This window comes from Pseudomonas sp. UBA6310, assembly GCF_002438225.1.
In the GTDB taxonomy this organism is placed as follows: Bacteria; Pseudomonadota; Gammaproteobacteria; order Pseudomonadales; family Pseudomonadaceae; genus Pseudomonas_O; species Pseudomonas_O kuykendallii.
In genome coordinates, this window is record NZ_DJTK01000053.1 from 40,433 (window position 1) to 56,776 (window position 16,344).

At 66.1% G+C, this 16,344-nt stretch carries 16 protein-coding genes; 9 read left to right on the forward strand and 7 right to left on the reverse strand.

Annotated features, from left to right (window positions below):
* Nucleotides 1-5 precede the first annotated feature (5 nt).
* Together B3E91_RS12790 and B3E91_RS12795 are read right to left on the reverse strand one after the other, a co-directional pair.
* Entirely contained in the window at nucleotides 6-1,010 is a 1,005-nt protein-coding gene (locus B3E91_RS12790; RefSeq protein WP_090225597.1) for an ArsR/SmtB family transcription factor, read from the reverse strand.
* A gap of 76 nt (nucleotides 1,011-1,086) precedes the next feature.
* Entirely contained in the window at nucleotides 1,087-1,965 is an 879-nt protein-coding gene (locus tag B3E91_RS12795; protein ID WP_273232651.1) for a LysR family transcriptional regulator, read from the reverse strand.
* A 102-nt stretch (nucleotides 1,966-2,067) separates the two neighbouring features.
* Between B3E91_RS12795 and B3E91_RS12800 the strand changes: the two genes are divergently transcribed.
* From B3E91_RS12800 to B3E91_RS12835, 8 genes are all read left to right on the forward strand, one after another.
* Nucleotides 2,068-3,186, forward strand: coding sequence for a TDT family transporter (locus tag B3E91_RS12800; RefSeq protein ID WP_287029791.1), 1,119 nt, complete (start codon nucleotides 2,068-2,070; stop codon nucleotides 3,184-3,186).
* Nucleotides 3,187-3,390: 204 nt separating this feature from the next.
* Nucleotides 3,391-5,388: a transketolase gene (gene tkt / locus B3E91_RS12805; RefSeq protein WP_287029792.1), complete on the forward strand. Its 1,998-nt coding sequence runs from the start codon at nucleotides 3,391-3,393 to the stop codon at nucleotides 5,386-5,388.
* Between the two features lie 212 nt (nucleotides 5,389-5,600).
* On the forward strand, nucleotides 5,601-6,644 hold the full coding sequence (gene epd / locus B3E91_RS12810; protein WP_287029794.1) for an erythrose-4-phosphate dehydrogenase: 1,044 nt from the start codon (nucleotides 5,601-5,603) through the stop codon (nucleotides 6,642-6,644).
* Between the two features lie 39 nt (nucleotides 6,645-6,683).
* Nucleotides 6,684-7,847, forward strand: coding sequence for a phosphoglycerate kinase (locus B3E91_RS12815; RefSeq protein ID WP_273232708.1), 1,164 nt, complete (start codon nucleotides 6,684-6,686; stop codon nucleotides 7,845-7,847).
* Nucleotides 7,848-7,926: 79 nt separating this feature from the next.
* Nucleotides 7,927-8,121 (forward strand): hypothetical protein, encoded by a 195-nt coding sequence (locus B3E91_RS12820; protein WP_090225591.1) that lies wholly within the window; start codon nucleotides 7,927-7,929, stop codon nucleotides 8,119-8,121.
* Between the two features lie 11 nt (nucleotides 8,122-8,132).
* Nucleotides 8,133-8,453 (forward strand): MliC family protein, encoded by a 321-nt coding sequence (locus B3E91_RS12825; protein WP_287029795.1) that lies wholly within the window; start codon nucleotides 8,133-8,135, stop codon nucleotides 8,451-8,453.
* A gap of 85 nt (nucleotides 8,454-8,538) precedes the next feature.
* Entirely contained in the window at nucleotides 8,539-9,603 is a 1,065-nt protein-coding gene (gene fba / locus B3E91_RS12830) for a class II fructose-bisphosphate aldolase (RefSeq protein WP_090225587.1), read from the forward strand.
* Between the two features lie 334 nt (nucleotides 9,604-9,937).
* Complete coding sequence (locus tag B3E91_RS12835; protein WP_273232637.1) at nucleotides 9,938-10,123, forward strand: hypothetical protein; 186 nt, start codon at nucleotides 9,938-9,940, stop codon at nucleotides 10,121-10,123.
* A 75-nt stretch (nucleotides 10,124-10,198) separates the two neighbouring features.
* On the opposite strand, the gene B3E91_RS12840 is transcribed toward B3E91_RS12835, so the two are convergent.
* The gene (locus B3E91_RS12840) at nucleotides 10,199-12,658 is read right to left on the reverse strand and encodes a glycogen/starch/alpha-glucan phosphorylase (RefSeq protein ID WP_287029796.1); all 2,460 of its coding nucleotides are present in this window, start codon (nucleotides 12,656-12,658) and stop codon (nucleotides 10,199-10,201) included.
* Nucleotides 12,659-12,860: 202 nt separating this feature from the next.
* Here B3E91_RS12840 and B3E91_RS12845 point away from each other — a divergent pair, with 202 nt between their 5' ends.
* Nucleotides 12,861-13,256 carry a YkgJ family cysteine cluster protein gene (locus B3E91_RS12845; RefSeq protein ID WP_287029797.1) on the forward strand — a complete coding sequence of 132 codons (396 nt, stop codon included), beginning with the start codon at nucleotides 12,861-12,863 and terminating at the stop codon, nucleotides 13,254-13,256.
* Between the two features lie 7 nt (nucleotides 13,257-13,263).
* On the opposite strand, the gene B3E91_RS12850 is transcribed toward B3E91_RS12845, so the two are convergent.
* The 4 genes from B3E91_RS12850 to B3E91_RS12865 form a co-directional block, all read right to left on the reverse strand.
* Complete coding sequence (locus B3E91_RS12850; RefSeq protein WP_273232632.1) at nucleotides 13,264-13,569, reverse strand: hypothetical protein; 306 nt, start codon at nucleotides 13,567-13,569, stop codon at nucleotides 13,264-13,266.
* A gap of 126 nt (nucleotides 13,570-13,695) precedes the next feature.
* The gene (locus B3E91_RS12855) at nucleotides 13,696-14,934 is read right to left on the reverse strand and encodes a hybrid sensor histidine kinase/response regulator (protein ID WP_287029800.1); all 1,239 of its coding nucleotides are present in this window, start codon (nucleotides 14,932-14,934) and stop codon (nucleotides 13,696-13,698) included.
* Between the two features lie 2 nt (nucleotides 14,935-14,936).
* Entirely contained in the window at nucleotides 14,937-15,527 is a 591-nt protein-coding gene (locus B3E91_RS12860; protein ID WP_090225576.1) for a chemotaxis protein CheB, read from the reverse strand.
* Nucleotides 15,524-16,342, reverse strand: coding sequence for a CheR family methyltransferase (locus B3E91_RS12865; RefSeq protein ID WP_090225574.1), 819 nt, complete (start codon nucleotides 16,340-16,342; stop codon nucleotides 15,524-15,526). The genes B3E91_RS12860 and B3E91_RS12865 overlap by 4 nt, the downstream gene beginning before the upstream one ends.
* Nucleotides 16,343-16,344: the final 2 nt, after the last annotated feature.

Genomic DNA, 16,344 nt, shown 5'->3' on the forward strand with positions numbered 1-16,344 from the left:
GGTTCCTATTCTTTACCGGTTGATGTGGGGTGATCGGGCTTGGCGAAGTGCCGAACCTGGATCTGGAAGCCGTTTCTCAGGCCAATGTAGAGACTCTCGCCGCTGGCGAGCCCCGCGGCATCGGCCCAGCGGGCCAGGTCGTCCTGCTCGAAACCCAGCCAGAGATCGCCGCAGGCCGTCCTGGCCCAGCTCTGGTCGTGGCTGCACAGCTCGGTGATCAGTAGGCTGCCGCCCGCCTTCACCAGCCCCGCCAGGTGTTTCAGTGCATCCGCCGGCGCCGCCAGGTGATGCAGTACGAGGTTCAGCACGACGCAATCGGCCGCTGGCTGGGGCTCGGCCAGCGCGTCGGCGAGGAGCAGTTCGACATTGTCGAGGCCCTCGCGCGCGCAGCGCCCGCGGGCCAGCTCGAGCATCGCCGGGCTGTTGTCCAGCGCGGTGACGCGGCTGAAGCGGCGCGCCAGCTCCGGCAGGAAACCGCCGTCACCGGGGCCGACCTCGATGGCCGTGGCCTGCGCCGGAAAGCTCAGCGCGTCGAGCAGCGCCAGCACGCTTTCGCGGTACTGCGGCAGCCCGGCGATCAGGTCCTGCTGGGCCTGGAAGGTGTCCGCCATGCGGGCGAAGAAATCGCGACTGGCCGCCGCGCGCTGCGCGTGCACCGCGGCGATCCGCGCCAGGCAGTCTTCCGGCAGCTGCAACTGATCGGCCTCTTCGAGCAGCGCCGCGTGCAGGCGCCCGCCGAAACTGTCGGCCTGCGGCAGCGCGCGCCGGTAGAAGATCGCATTGCCCTCGCGCCGGGTCGCCACGAGGCGCGCCTGGGCCAGCACCTTGAGGTGATGGCTGATGCCGGACTGGCCGATGGCGAAGATCTGCGCCAGTTCGAGCACGCCGAAGGAGTCGTTGGCCAGGGCGCGCAGCACGTTCAGCCGCAGCGGATCGCCGCCGGCCTTGCACAGGGCAGCCAGCTCGTCGCTCGGTTCGAACCGCAGGTGCGGCATGCGCAGGTTGTTCATAGGGACCGAAGTCTAGTCGGGGGATTTACATCGGGCAACGGCAATATCAAAAAGTTTTGATATTGCCTGCCACACGTCAACCCGCGTCGGCCAGTTCGAGGAACGCCGCTGGTGCCGGGCTCAGGCTGTCGGCCTTGCGCCAGAGCACGTGGAGGTCGCGAACGATGTGCAGGTCGCGCACATCCAGGCGCACCAGCTGGCCGCTGGCCAGTTCGCTGTCCACCACCCGCTCGGACAGCCAGGCGATGCCCACGCCGCCGGAAATCAGGTGCTTGAGCGCCTCGGTGCTGCCGATGGACATCCGCGCGCGCAACTCCAGGCCATGCTCGGCGTATGCCTGCTCGATGCTCGCCCGGGCACCGGAACCGGGCTCGCGCATGTACAGCGCGTGGCCGTCGAGTTCGGCCGCCAGCAGCCCGCTGCGCCGTGCCAGCGGATGGCTCGGCCCGACCACCGGCAGCAGCGCGTCGCGGGCGAGCAGGCGGTGCGCGTAGTCCGCCTGGGCGAAGGGGCCCTCGACGAAGCCCAGGCTGATGCTGGCGTCGTCCAGCTGATCGGTGACCACCTGGGTATTGCTCACCAGCAGCTCGACGAAGACCTCCGGGTAGCAGGCGCGGAACCGGTTGATCAGCGTCGGCAGCAGGTAGGTGCCCAGGGTGGCACTCGCGCCCAGGCGCAATTCACCGGTCTCCAGGCTGGCGAAATCGCGCAGGTCGCGCTCGGCCGCCTGCTCCAGGGAGAAGATGCGCTGGGCGTACTGGCGCAGGCGCTCACCGCCTTCGGTCAGGCTCACGCCGCGCGGCTGCCGGTCGAACAGGCTCAGGCCGATGCTGGCTTCCAGCTCTCGGATTTCGCGGGTCACCGCCGGCTGGCTGATGAACAACCTGGCCGCACCGGCGCTGATGCTGCCGGCTTCGGCTACGGCGAGGAACACACGGAGATGATGAAGATTCATACGGATTAGGCATGCGATGAATGCTGAATATGTATTTTTAATATGGCACGCCGATTTATAGGCTGGCGACCTTTGCTGACCCAGCCGCCCGGAGCCGCCGCAATGCCTCGCCCCTTCACCCGCCTGCCCGAACCCTGGGCCTTCGTCCGCCACTTCACGCCCAACTGGTTCGCCATGACCATGGGCACCGGCGTGCTGGCACTGGTCATCGCCAACCTGCCATGGGCCTTCGCCGGGCGCGACGACCTGGCCTTTGCCCTCTGGCTGATCAATGCGCTGCTGTTCGTGACCTTCAGCCTGCTGTTCGCCGCCCGCTGCCTGCTGTTCCGCGACACCTTCATGCCGATGCTCACGCACCCGGTGCAGTCGATGTACCTCGGCGCGATCCCGATGGGCCTGGCGACGCTGATCAGCGGCATGACGCTGTTCGGCGCGCGGCACCTGGGCAACGGCGTCTATCCGCTGGCGCAGGCGCTGTGGTGGGTCGATGCGCTGCTGGCGATGGGCACCGCGATGCTGGTGCCGTACCTGATGTTCACCCGCCAGGACCACGCGCTGGAGAAGCTGACCGGCGTCTGGCTGCTGCCGATCGTCGCACCCGAGGTGGCCGCCAGCGCAGCCGGCGTGCTGGTGCCGCACCTGTCGGCGGAAGCCGCCCGGCAGATGCTCGCGGTGGGCTACCTGATGTGGGGCATGTCGCTGAGCCTGGCGTTCTCGCTGATCACCCTGGTGCTGCTGCGCCTGGCGCTGCACAAACTGCCGGACACCGATTTCGCCGCCACCAGCTGGCTGCCCCTGGGGCCGCTGTCCACTGGTTGCCTGGGCCTGCTGAGCATGGGCCGCGATGCCCCGCTGGCGTTCGCCGGCACGCCTCTGCAGGGCGCCGCCGAACTCGCTCGCGACATCGGCCTGATCGGCGGCCTGGCGCTGTGGGGCGCGGCGCTCTGGTGGCTGGTCGCGGCGACGCTGTTCACCCGCCACTACCTGCGCGACCGCATGGCCTTCAACCTCGGCTGGTGGGGCTTCACCTTCCCGCTCGGGGTATTCAGCCTCGCCACGTTCGAGCTCTACCGGCTGACCGCGCTGTCGCTGTTCGGCGTGATCGGCTCCGCCACGGCGCTGCAACTGATCGCCGTCTGGACGCTGGTGATGCAGCGCACGCTTCGCGGCATCTGGCACGGCGAGCTGTTCAGCGCGCCCTGTCTGCGCAGAGCCGCCTGAAGCGCCGCGCACGCCCGGCTGGCCGGCTCTGGCTCGGCGGCTCGCAGGCAGGCTCCTGGGCGAGCGCGATCGGCAGATGAGGAGGCGCGGAGAATCGCCGGTCGACCGTCCGCGCTTCCGTCATTGCCCGATCACCTCCCGCTAAGCGAAAATAGCCGCCCTTTTTCGTCAGCCGTCTTTTACAAGACCCGCAGGAGATCAGCGATGCCCAGCCGTCGTGAGCGTGCCAATGCCATTCGTGCCCTGAGCATGGATGCCGTGCAGAAAGCCAACAGCGGCCACCCCGGTGCCCCCATGGGCATGGCGGACATCGCCGAAGTGCTCTGGCGCGACTATCTCAAGCACAACCCGAGCAACCCGCACTGGGCCGACCGCGACCGTTTCGTGCTGTCCAACGGCCACGGTTCGATGCTGATCTACTCGCTGCTGCACCTCACCGGCTACGACCTGTCCATCGACGACCTGAAGAACTTCCGCCAGCTGCACAGCAAGACGCCGGGCCACCCGGAGTTCGGCTACGCGCCGGGCGTCGAGACCACCACCGGCCCGCTCGGCCAGGGCATCGCCAACGCCGTCGGCTTCGCCCTGGCGGAGAAGATCATGGCCGCCCAGTTCAACCGTGACGGCCACAGCATCGTCGACCACAACACCTACGTGTTCCTCGGCGACGGCTGCATGATGGAAGGCATCAGCCACGAAGTCTGCTCGCTGGCCGGCACCCTCGGCCTGGGCAAGCTGATCGCCTTCTACGACGACAACGGCATCTCCATCGACGGCGAAGTCCACGGCTGGTTCACCGACGACACCCCCGCGCGCTTCGAAGCCTACGGCTGGCAGGTGATCCGCAACGTCGACGGGCATGACGCCGACGAAATCAAGATGGCCATCGACACCGCGCGCAAGAGCGCGCAGCCGACGCTGATCTGCTGCAAGACCATCATCGGCTTCGGCTCGCCGAACAAGCAGGGCAAGGAAGAAAGCCACGGCGCCGCCCTCGGCGTCGACGAAATCGCCCTGACCCGCGCCGCGCTGGGCTGGAACCACGCCCCCTTCGAAATTCCCGCCGACATCTACGCCGAGTGGAATGCCAAGGAAGCCGGCGTCGCCGCCGAAGCCGAGTGGAACCAGCGTTTCGCCGCCTACTCCGCCGCCTACCCGGAACTCGCCAACGAATTCGTCCGGCGCATGGCCGGCGAGCTGCCGGCGGACTTCTCGGAAAAAGCCTCCGAGTTCATCCGCGCGGTCGCCGACAAAGGCGAGACCATCGCCAGCCGCAAGGCCAGCCAGAACTGCCTGAACGCGTTCGGCCCGCTGCTGCCGGAGCTGCTCGGCGGCTCCGCCGACCTCGCCGGTTCCAACCTGACCCTGTGGAAAGGCTGCAAGCCGGTGGTTCAGGAAGACGCCTCGGGCAACTACATGTACTACGGCGTCCGCGAATTCGGCATGAGCGCGATCATGAACGGCATCGCCCTGCACGGCGGCCTGATCCCCTACGGCGCGACCTTCCTGATGTTCATGGAATACGCGCGCAACGCCGTGCGCATGGCCGCACTGATGAAACAGCGCGTGCTCTTCGTGTTCACCCACGACTCCATCGGCCTGGGCGAAGACGGCCCGACCCACCAGCCGGTCGAGCAACTGACCAGCCTGCGCACCACGCCTAACCTGGACACCTGGCGTCCGGCCGATGCGGTGGAAGCCGCGGTAGCCTGGAAGCACGCCATCGAGCGCAAGGACGGCCCGAGCGCGCTGATCTTCTCGCGCCAGAACCTGCCGCATAACCTGCGCGACCACGAAACCGAGGCGGCCATCAGCCGTGGCGGCTATGTGCTCAAGGGCTGCGTCGGCGAGCCGGAACTGATCCTCATCGCCACCGGCTCGGAGGTCGGCCTGGCCATGGCCGCCTACGACAGGCTCACCGAGCAGGGTCGCCGGGTGCGCGTGGTGTCGATGCCATCGACCAACGTCTTCGACCAGCAGGACGCCAGCTACAAGCAGGCGGTGCTGCCGCTGGAAGTCGGTGCGCGGATCGCCATCGAAGCCGCCCACGCCGATTACTGGTACAAGTACGTCGGCCTCGAGGGCCGCGTGATCGGCATGACCGGCTACGGCGAATCGGCCCCGGCCGGCGCGCTGTTCGAGCACTTCGGTTTCACCGTCGAGAACGTCCTGGCGACGGCCGAAGAGCTGCTGGAAGACTAAAGTCGGAACGACGCCGCAGGGTGATCGGGGGCGCGGCCAGCGCCCTCGGCTACACCGGCCGGTGGATCGATAACGCGCGATCCACCCTACGGCTCCCGCCGGAATCGCCCTGCCAGGCATGTAGGATGGGTCGAGCGCCGCGACGCCCATCGCGCGTACCGATGGGCTGCACGGCTGGCCCGTCCCCCGCTCGCTTCCCCATCGAGATCGCCATGTCCAAGCCTTTCTACAAAGTCGCCCTCAACGGCTATGGCCGTATCGGCCGCTGCGTGCTGCGGGCGCTGCACGAGCGCCACGGCGAGACGAATTTCGACATCGTCGCGCTGAACGACCTCGCCGATCAGGCGAGCATCGAATACCTGACCCGCTTCGACTCCACCCACGGCCGCTTCCCCGGCGAGGTGAGCGTCGACGGTGACTGCCTGCACATCAATGGCGACTGCGTGAAGGTGCTGCGCGAGCGCACGCCGGAAGCCATCGACTGGCGTGCGCTGGAGGTGGACCTGGTGCTGGAGTGCTCGGGCGCCTACAACACGCGCCGCGAGGCGCAGCGCTTCATCGATGCCGGCGCGCCGCGCGTGCTGCTGTCGCAACCGATGGCCAGCGAGGCCGACATCGACGCCACCGTGGTCTTCGGCATCAATCAGGCGTGCCTGAGTGGCGGCGAGAAGCTGGTCTCCAACGCCTCCTGCACCACCAACTGCAGCGTGCCGTTGCTGAAACTTTTGAACGATGCCGTAGGTCTTGAATACGTTTCCATCACCACGATCCACTCCGCGATGAATGACCAGCCGGTAATCGACGCCTATCACCACGAGGACCTGCGCCGCACGCGCTCGGCCTTCCAGTCGGTGATTCCGGTGTCCACCGGCCTCGCCCGCGGTATCGAACGGCTGCTGCCGGAGCTGTCCGGGCGCATCCAGGCCAAGGCGATCCGCGTGCCGACGGTCAACGTGTCGTGCCTCGACATCACCCTGCAGACCGCTCGCGACACCTCCACGGAGGAGATCAACCGGATTCTCCGTGGTGCCTCGGAAAGCGGCCCATTGCAAGGCCTGCTGGCCTACACCGAACTGCCGCACGCCAGCTGCGACTTCAACCATGACCCTCATTCGGCCATCGTCGATGGCAGCCTGACCCGCGTTTCCGGCCCCCGGCTGGTGAACTTGCTGGCCTGGTTCGACAACGAATGGGGCTTCGCCAATCGCATGCTCGATGTGGCGGAACACTTCCTGCGTACTGCCCACCCTCACTGAACCGCTCATTCAAGGACCGACTCCATGACCACGCCCTTCATGAACATAGCGAAGATGACCGACCTGGACCTGCACGGTAAGCGCGTACTGATTCGCGAAGACCTCAACGTGCCGGTGAAAGAAGGTGTGGTGAAGAGCGATGCGCGCATCGTCGCGGCGCTGCCAACCCTCAAACTGGCCCTGGAAAAGGGCGCCGCGGTGCTGGTCTGCTCGCACCTGGGCCGTCCCGAGGAAGGCATCTACAGCGAAGAAGACAGCCTGGCGCCCGTCGCCGCCTACCTGGCCAAGGCGCTGGGCCGCGAGGTTCCGCTGATCAAGGATTATCTCGACGGCGTCGACGTCCAGCCCGGCCAGCTGGTGCTGCTGGAGAACGTGCGTTTCAACAAGGGCGAGAAGAAGAACACCGACGAGCTGGCGCAGAAGTACGCCGCGCTCTGCGACGTGTTCGTGATGGACGCCTTCGGCACCGCGCACCGCGCCCAGGGCTCGACCCACGGCGTGGCGAAGTTCGCCAAGGTCGCCGCCGCCGGCCCGCTGCTGGCCGCCGAACTCGAAGCCCTGGGCAAGGCGCTGAAGAGCCCCGAGCGTCCGCTGGCGGCCATCGTCGCCGGCTCCAAGGTCTCGACCAAACTCGACGTGCTGAATTCGCTGAGTCAGCTCTGCGACCAGTTGATCGTCGGCGGCGGTATCGCCAACACCTTCCTCGCCGCCGCCGGCTACAAGGTCGGCAAGTCGCTCTACGAAGCCGACCTGGTGGATACCGCCAAGGCCATCGCCGCCAAGGTCAGCGTGCCGCTGCCGGTGGACGTGGTGGTCGCCAAGGCCTTCGCCGAAGATGCCGAAGCCACCGTCAAGCCGATCGCCGACGTCGCCGATGACGACATGATCCTCGACATCGGCCCGCAGACCGCGGCGCAGTTCGCCGAGCTGTTGAAATCGTCGAAGACCATCCTCTGGAACGGTCCGGTCGGCGTCTTCGAGTTCGACCAGTTCGGCGAAGGCACCAAGGCGCTGGCCCTGGCGATCGCCGAAAGCCCGGCCTTCTCCATCGCCGGCGGTGGCGACACCCTGGCGGCGATCGACAAGTACGGTGTGGCCGAGAAGATCTCCTACATCTCCACCGGCGGCGGCGCCTTCCTCGAATTCGTCGAGGGCAAGGTGCTGCCGGCCGTGGAAATTCTGGAGCAGCGCGGCAACCGTTGAGGCCCAACGAAGCGGCCCCGGCAACCAACCGGTCCCGCCCGCTGTCTCTTGGTCTGGAACGGACCGATGGACGACGACCATGCGCTATTCATTGTTGCTGCTGTGCTGCCTAGGAGTCGCCGGTTGCGCCGGCGGCGGTTCGCCAAGTGCCTGCGAGGTGTTCAGCCCGCCGCCGTCGGAAAGCCCGACCAGCCGGGACGACCAGCGTGTTGAGGTGGCCAGCAGCGGCGACCCGACCCTGAGCAGCGATGCCTCGGAGCAGGATTGCCCCTGAGAGGAAACGGATTGAGAACGCTCATCGCGGTATCGCTGGCCAGCCTGCTGGCCGGCTGTTCGCATTGGCCGTCCACGGCGCAGACGCCCTGGACCCGGTGGAGCTGTGACAACGGCACCCGCCTGGACTGGCGCTACGCCGACAGCTCGCAGGACAGCGTCGAGATACGCCTCGGCGCCGACGCTGCACCGCAACGCCTGAAGAAGGAGCCGTCGACCTTCGGCAGCACCTACAGCGATGGCGTACTGACCTTCAACGACAAGGGCTCCGAAGGCCTGATCTACCGCGTAGCCGACGACGAATTGCTCGCCCACGGCTGCCGGGCACCTTGAACGCTGTAACCTGCTTAAACTTGAACCCGGCCCGCCCCTGAGGCAGGCTTTGCGCTTAACCCCCAGACCGGGAGAGAAAACCCCCATGGCACTCATCAGCATGCGCCAGATGCTGGACCACGCCGCCGAGTTCGGCTACGGCATTCCAGCTTTCAACGTCAACAACCTCGAGCAGATGCGCGCCATCATGGAAGCCGCGGACCAGACCGACTCTCCGGTAATCGTCCAGGCTTCGGCCGGTGCGCGCAAATACGCCGGTGCGCCGTTCCTGCGCCACCTGATCCTCGCGGCGGTGGAAGAATTCCCGCACATCCCGGTGGTCATGCACCAGGACCACGGCACCAGCCCGGACATCTGCCAGCGCTCGATCCAGCTGGGCTTCAGCTCGGTGATGATGGACGGCTCGCTGAAGGAAGACGGCAAGACCCCGTCCGACTACGAATACAACGTCCGCGTGACCCAGCAGACCGTCGCCTTCGCCCACGCCTGCGGCGTCTCGGTGGAAGGTGAACTGGGTTGCCTGGGCAGCCTGGAAACCGGCATGGCCGGCGAGGAAGACGGCGTCGGCGCGGAAGGCACCCTGGACCACAGCCAGTTGCTGACCGACCCGGAAGAAGCCGCCGACTTCGTCGCCAAGACCAAGGTCGATGCCCTGGCCATCGCCATCGGCACCAGCCACGGCGCCTACAAGTTCACCAAGCCGCCGACCGGGGACACCCTGTCGATCCAGCGGATCAAGGAAATCCACGCCCGCATCCCCGACACCCACCTGGTGATGCACGGCTCGTCGTCCGTTCCGCAGGAATGGCTGAAAATCATCAACGAGTACGGTGGCGACATCAAGGAAACCTACGGCGTGCCGGTCGAGGAGATCGTCGAAGGCATCAAGTACGGCGTGCGCAAGATCAACATCGACACCGACCTGCGCCTGGCCTCCACCGGCGCGATCCGCGAGTTCATGGCGAAGAACCCGAGCGAGTTCGACCCGCGCAAGTACCTGGCGAAAACCGTCTCCGCCATGCGTGACGTCTGCATCGCCCGCTACGAAGCGTTCGGCACCGCCGGCAACGCTTCGAAGATCAAGCCGATCTCGCTGGAAGACATGTACCTGCGTTACGCCAAGGGCGAGTTGAACCCGAAGGTCAACTAAGCCCGAGGCTGAGCCAGGGCCTGGCGCGCTGCTTCGCCGGCTGAAACGAAAATGCCCGTATCGCGAGATACGGGCATTTTTCGTTGCGGCACTCTTCCAATGCGCCCGCGCCGTAGGGTGGGCTTCAGCCCACCGACTGCGAATCGCTCCGCATCGCGTATCCCGCCCGGACAAGCTCGCGCCCGCCAACACCCGACCCGATTCGCTGTAAAAGTTCATAGCGATCCGTGCAACAGTCTGTCGCCGAATCCACGGATTTACATAGGTGACTAAGCAGTTCTATAAAGGATCTGCGACAACCTGTCGCACCCATCGACAGTCAGGAGACGCCGCTATGACCGTAACCGTGACCGAGCGTGACGACCAGCACAAATCCCGCGAAAGCCTGGCCCTGGGCAAACGCACCTGGGATGTGCATCAACAGGGCGAGCTGGTCGGTATCTTCCATACCGAAAGCGAAGCACTGAACTACCGCAACGAGCTGGAGCAAGGTGAACAACGCCGCCACGCCGCGGGCTGAACCGTCTTGTAGAAACGAGCGCGGGGCCGGGAATCGCTTCCTCGGCCCCGCGGCGTTTCCGGGCGACGCTGCCGGCTATTCCTCCGGTGCCATCACTTTCCAGATTTCCGTCGCGTACTGACGGATCGTCCGGTCCGACGAGAACCAGCCGGTGCGCGCGGTATTCAGGGCCGCGGCCCGCCACCAGGCCTTCTGGTCGTGCCACAGCTCTTCGACCCGGCGCTGGGCGTTCCAGTAGGCGTCGAAGTCGGCGCAGACGTGGAAGGTGTCATGCGCCATCAGCCCATCGATCAGGCCGGTGTAGCGCGCCGGATCGTCCGGCGAGAACACCCCGCTGCGGATCGCGTGGAGCACCTCGCCCAGGCGCGGCGACGCCGCCACCGAAGGCTCCGCCGAGAACTGCCCGTTCTGCTTGCGTGCCTGCACTTCGTCGGCGGTCATGCCGAAGATGAACATGTTGGCCGCGCCGATCTGCTCGGACATCTCCACGTTGGCGCCATCCAGGGTGCCGATGGTCAGCGCGCCGTTGAGCGCGAACTTCATGTTGCTGGTGCCCGACGCTTCCAGGCCGGCGGTGGAAATCTGCTCGGACAGATCCGCCGCCGGGATGATCCGCTCGGCCAGGCTGACGTTGTAGTTGGGCAGGAACACCACCTTGAGCAGGCCGCGCACGGTGGGGTCGCCGTTCACCGTCCGGGCGATGTCGTTGGCCAGCTTGATGATCAGCTTGGCCTGGTGATAGCTGGCCGCCGCCTTGCCGGCGAAGATCTTCACGCGTGGCACCCACTGGGTATGCGGCTCGGCGCGGATCGCCTGATACAGCGCCACGGTGTGCAGCAGGTTGAGCAGTTGCCGCTTGTACTCGTGGATACGCTTGATCTGCACGTCGAACAGCGCGTGCGGGTCGATGTAGAGTCCCAGGCGCTCCTGCACCAGCCCGGCGAGCAGTTGCTTGTTGTGCAGCCGCTGTTCGGCGAAGCGCTTGCGGAAGGCGGCCTTGTCGGCGAAGGGTTCGATCAGGCGCAGCGAGGTTTCCGGACTGTCCAGCAGCTTCTCGCCGACCGACTCCACCAGCAGCGCGGTGAGCTGCGGGTTGCTCTGGTACAGCCAGCGGCGGAAGGTGATGCCGTTGGTCTTGTTGCTGATCCGCTCCGGATAGAGCTTGTGCAGGTCGGCGAACACCGTGCTGCGCATCAGGTCGGTGTGCAGCGCGGAGACGCCGTTCACGCAGTGCGAGCCGAGGAACGCCAGGTTGCCCATGCGCACACGGCGTCCGTTGCCCTCCTCGATCAGCGAGATCGAACGCAGCAGGTCGAAGTCATGGATGTCCTTCGCCCGCAACGCATCAATGTGATAGGCGTTGATCAGGTAGATGATCTGCATGTGGCGCGGCAGCAGGCGATCCATCAGGCCGACCGACCAGGTCTCCAGCGCCTCGGGCAGCAACGTGTGGTTGGTGTACGAGAGAGTGCCAACGGTCAGCTCCCAGGCCTTGTCCCAGGCGATGCCGTGGATATCCACCAGCACCCGCATCAACTCCGGCACGGCGATCGCCGGGTGGGTGTCGTTGAGCTGGATCGAGGCGAACTCGGGCAGGTTGAGCAAGGTGCCGCGCTGTTTCAGGTGACGGCGGATCAGGTCCTGCAGCGACGCGGAAACGAAGAAATACTCCTGGCGCAGGCGCAGTTCCTGACCCGCTTCGGTGCTGTCGGCCGGATAAAGCACCCGCGAGATGCTTTCCGCGCGGGTTTCCTCGACCACCGCGCCGATGTGATCGCCGGCGTTGAAGCGATCCAGGTGCAGCTCGCTTTCGGCCCGCGCGCGCCACAAACGCAGGGTGTTCACGCTGACACCGCGCCAGCCGACGATCGGCGTGTCGTAGGCGATCGCGCGTACCGCCTCGCCCGGGCTCCACTTCTGCCGCTGCTCGCCGCTGTCGTCGACGATATTGGCGATGCTGCCGCCGAAGCCGATCAGATAGCTGACTTCAGGACGCTCGAATTCCCAGGGGTTGCCGAAATCCAGCCAGGTTTCGGTCTGTTCCTGCTGCCAGCCGTCGACGATGGCCTGGCGGAACAACCCGTGTTCGTAGCGGATGCCGTAGCCGTGCGCAGCCACGCCAAGGGTCGACATGCTTTCCATGAAGCACGCCGCCAACCGGCCGAGGCCGCCGTTGCCGAGCGCGGCGTCCGGCTCCAGGCTGCGAATGCGGTCGAGGTCGACGCCCAGGTCATGGAGCGCCGTGCGGGCCACTTCCAGCAGTCCGAGGTTGCTCAGGCTGTCGATCAGCAGCCGCCCGATGAGGAACTCCAGCGAGAGGTAATAGACCCGTTTCTGGCCCTGTCGGTAGATGTTGCGGGTGTGATCCATCCAGTGGTCGACCAAGCGATCGCGCGCGGCCAGGGCAATCGCCTCGAACCAGTCATGGTCGAAGGCATGTTCGGGGTCTTTGCCCACCGAATAGGTCAACTTGGACAGGACGGAGGCGCGGAAGGCGGCCACCTCGTCGGCTGAAACCTGTTTCTCCTGAGTCATCGGCTACGGACCTCACTGTGAACGTTGTGGAATGCATTCCCTGCGGCGACGGAGCCTCGGGCTTCCGTGGATTCCTTTCCCGGCACGTCCGAGCACTCTAGCTCGGACCTCGGCGCGGCGCGAACGCCATGCAGGGGGACTGGCAAAAAACCTGGGCATCGCTATGATCGCGCGCCCACCGGTACAACCCATGAGCAAGGCCATGAAACGCATCCCCATCGCCAATGCCGACGTCGATCGCCTCGAGACCTGGATCAAGTACCAGAAGGGTCTGTGCAACGACTGTCACGCGACCTGCTGCACGCTCCCGGTGGAAGCGCGCATCGGTGATCTGGTGCGCATGCAACTGGTGGACCAGTTCGAGATCGACGAGCCGCCCAGGCAGATCGCCCGGCGTCTGATGAAGGCAGGCAGCGTCGAGCACTTCAACCAGAAGAGCGGCCTGTTCACCCTCACCCGCCTGGCGAGCGGTGACTGCCTGTATCTGGATCGGCTCAGCCGGCGCTGCACGATCTACGAGCGACGCCCGGACACCTGCCGCAATCATCCGCAGGTCGGCCCGCGGCCGGGGCACTGCGCCTGGCAGGCCCGCCGCTGAGGCCGTATCAGGACCCGGTGGCGCGCGAGCCGTCCTGATCGACGCTGGGGATCGGCCCGTTGTCGTCACTGCCGGACTTGCCCGGCAGGCTCGGTGAGGTGCGGTCGCCGTTCTGAGGGTCGACGCCCGGTGCGCTGGGGCTGCCGTCCTGCGTATCGATGCCGGGCTCCGGGTAGACGCCCTGCTGGTGATCCTTGCTGTCCAGCGGGCTGCGGGCGCCGCTGTCCGGATGGGTGGGACCGGTGTTGTCGGCGAAGGCGGCGGTGGCGAACAGCCCGGCCAGGGTGAGGACCGCGATTCTGTGCATGCGCATGATGTCTCTCCGAAGGTGGCTACCTTCGTTCGAGGCGAGCGGGCGCGGGTGGTTCAGCGCGAAGGACCGGTGGATGCAGCCGCGCGCCGGGTGCGCGGGGTCAGCCACGGCGCAGAGCTTCGAGGATCAGGCCAGCCGGCTGTGCAGCGCGCGGCCGTTTTCCGGCATCGCCACCGCCTGCTGCAACGGCAGCTCGACGCTGAACAGCGAGCCCTCGCCGACGCAGCTGCGCACCGTGATGTTGCCGCCATGGGCCCTGACGATCTGTTTCGCGATGAACAGGCCCAGGCCCAGCCCGGCGACCTTGTCAGGGCTGCCGACCCGCTCGAACTGACTGAAGATACGCGCCTGGTCGGACTCCGAGATGCCGATGCCCTGATCCTCGACCTGCAGCAGCACCGAGGCTTCACCCGGGTTCACGCGGATCGTCACCGGTTTCTGCCGGCCATAGCGCATGGCGTTAGTCAGCAGGTTGGCCACCACCTGCTCGATGCGGAACTCGTCCCAGTAACCCATCACCGGCCCGCTGATCTCACGGTGAACCTCGTAGCCCGCCTGCGCCATCTGCGCCTCGAAATTGTCCGCCACCTTGTTCGCCAGCGCGGCTAGGTCGATCAAATCGGGGCGGATCGACAGCTTGCCGGTGCGGATGCGGCTGACATCGAGCATGTCGTCGATCAGACGGATCAGCGCGCGGACCTGCCGCTCGTCCTTTTCCACCATGCCGCGCAGCCGGTCGGGCTCGAAGGCGTCGAGATTGCCCCGGTCGAGGTACAGCCGGCGCAGTTGCACCTCAAGGATCAGGGTGTTCAACGGCGTCTTCAATTCGTGGGAAACCATCGACATGAAGTCGTCGCGCATGCGCACCGCGTGCTGCAGCTCGACCTGCGTCTGCCGCAATTCGCCCAGCAGCACCTCCTGCTCGTGACGGCTGCGCTCCAGCGCGCTGAGCTGGAGGCGCAGCGTCTTGCGCTGGCGGTACAGCTCGACGAAGACGTTGACCTTGCTGCGCACGGCCATCGGGTCCAGCGGCTTGTAGAGGAAATCCACCGCGCCGCTTTCGTAGCCCTTGAACGCGTAGTTCAGCTCGCGCCCGGCGGCGCTGACGAAGACGATCGGGATGTGCCGGGTGCGCTCGGCGCCGCGCATCATCTCGGCGAGCTGGAAGCCGTCCATTCCCGGCATCTGCACGTCGAGAATCGCCAGCGCGAATTCGTGGCGCAGCAGCAGCTCCAGGGCATCCTCGCCCGAATCGGCCTTGAATACCTCGATGTCTTCACTGCAGATCAACGCGTCGAGGGCCAGCAGGTTCTCCGGCAGGTCGTCGACGATCAGCAGTTTGGCTGGCTCCATTTCCGGCAGCATGTTCAGCGGTCCATTCGAAGCAGTAGTTGGCGAATGCCGGCGAGCGGCAGCACGTAATCGGGTTGGAACAGTTTGAGCGCCGAACGCGGCATGGTATCGGCGAGCGCCTCGGTGGGCTCCTGCACGACGGTCAGACCGCCGTAGCGGGCGATGCTGTGCAGGCCCTCGGCGCCGTCCGAATTGGCCCCGGTAAGGAGGATTCCGGCCAGCTGATCCCCCCAGACGTCCGCGGCGCTGTCGAACAATACGTCAATCGACGGCCTCGCGTAATGCACCCGCGGATCGACGCTGAGGCTGAAGGTGCGATCCATCTCCACCTGCAGGTGATACCCCGGCGGAGCGAAATACAGATGACCGGGCTTGGGCCGGTCCTTGTCGCGGGCCTCGTCCACCTGCAACGAGCAGAGCCGCTGAAAGATCTCGACGATCTGGCTGGGATGGTTCTCCGGCACGTGCTGGACCACGATCAGCGGCAGGCCGAAGTCCTCGGGCATGTCGCGCAGCATCTGGCTGAGGGCTTCCAGGCCACCGGCGGACATGCCGATGACGACCGCCTGCAGGCGCGTGGCGCGCTGCGAGAGGGTCGGGCTCATAGCTTGCGGAACACCCGTTCGCGCTTCGACACGGGCTCGAACTGCTCGGCGAAACTGGTGAAGTCGAGGCTCTCCTTGCTGCCCAGGCCAAGGAAACCGCGGTGCCCGAGCGACTCGTGGAACAGGCCGATGGCGCGGTCCTGGAGCGCGCGGTCGAAGTAGATCAGCACGTTGCGGCAGGAAATGAACTGGGTCTCGGCGAACACGCTGTCGGTGGCCAGGCTGTGGTCGGCGAAGGTCACGTGCTCGCGCAGCGACTTGTCCATCAGCACCGCGTCGTAGGCGGCGGTGTAGTAATCGGAGAACAGCCGCTTGCCGCCGGCCTTCTGGTAGCTCTCGGTGTAGGCGCGGATGCTGTCCAGGGTATAGACGCCCTGGCGCGCGCGCTCCAGCGACTGCGGGTTGATGTCGGTGGCGTAGATCAGGCTGCGTTCCAGCAGCCCCTCTTCCTTGAGCAGGATCGCCATCGAGTAGACCTCCTCGCCCGTGCTGCAGCCGGCGATCCAGATCTTCAGCGAGGGGTAGGTGCGCAATAGCGGCACCACCTGGGTACGCAGCGCCAGGTAATACGCCGGATCGCGGAACATCTCGCTGACCGGGATGGTGAGGTACTGCAGCAGCGCCATGAACGCCTGCGGGTCGTGCAGGATCTTGCCCTGGAGTTCGGACACGCTGCTGCAGCCGATGGTCCGCAGCGCCTGCACCACGCGCCGCTTCAGCGAGGCCATGGCGTAGTTGCGGAAGTCGTAGCTGTAACGCAGGTAGACCGCTTCGATCAGCAAGCGAAGCTCGATTTCCAGGGCGCGCTCGGGCATCG

Coding starts and splice junctions, on each gene's coding strand:
- B3E91_RS12865 (WP_090225574.1), bottom strand. CDS start 16,342: ATGCCCGAGCGCGCCCTGGAAATCGAGCTTCGCTTGCTGATCGAAGCG.
- B3E91_RS12855 (WP_287029800.1), bottom strand. CDS start 14,934: ATGCTGCCGGAAATGGAGCCAGCCAAACTGCTGATCGTCGACGACCTG.
- B3E91_RS12815 (WP_273232708.1), top strand. CDS start 6,684: ATGAACATAGCGAAGATGACCGACCTGGACCTGCACGGTAAGCGCGTA.
- B3E91_RS12795 (WP_273232651.1), bottom strand. CDS start 1,965: ATGAATCTTCATCATCTCCGTGTGTTCCTCGCCGTAGCCGAAGCCGGC.
- B3E91_RS12820 (WP_090225591.1), top strand. CDS start 7,927: ATGCGCTATTCATTGTTGCTGCTGTGCTGCCTAGGAGTCGCCGGTTGC.
- B3E91_RS12850 (WP_273232632.1), bottom strand. CDS start 13,569: ATGCGCATGCACAGAATCGCGGTCCTCACCCTGGCCGGGCTGTTCGCC.
- B3E91_RS12790 (WP_090225597.1), bottom strand. CDS start 1,010: ATGAACAACCTGCGCATGCCGCACCTGCGGTTCGAACCGAGCGACGAG.
- epd (WP_287029794.1), top strand. CDS start 5,601: ATGTCCAAGCCTTTCTACAAAGTCGCCCTCAACGGCTATGGCCGTATC.
- B3E91_RS12800 (WP_287029791.1), top strand. CDS start 2,068: ATGCCTCGCCCCTTCACCCGCCTGCCCGAACCCTGGGCCTTCGTCCGC.
- B3E91_RS12840 (WP_287029796.1), bottom strand. CDS start 12,658: ATGACTCAGGAGAAACAGGTTTCAGCCGACGAGGTGGCCGCCTTCCGC.
- fba (WP_090225587.1), top strand. CDS start 8,539: ATGGCACTCATCAGCATGCGCCAGATGCTGGACCACGCCGCCGAGTTC.
- B3E91_RS12845 (WP_287029797.1), top strand. CDS start 12,861: ATGAAACGCATCCCCATCGCCAATGCCGACGTCGATCGCCTCGAGACC.
- B3E91_RS12860 (WP_090225576.1), bottom strand. CDS start 15,527: ATGAGCCCGACCCTCTCGCAGCGCGCCACGCGCCTGCAGGCGGTCGTC.
- B3E91_RS12835 (WP_273232637.1), top strand. CDS start 9,938: ATGACCGTAACCGTGACCGAGCGTGACGACCAGCACAAATCCCGCGAA.
- tkt (WP_287029792.1), top strand. CDS start 3,391: ATGCCCAGCCGTCGTGAGCGTGCCAATGCCATTCGTGCCCTGAGCATG.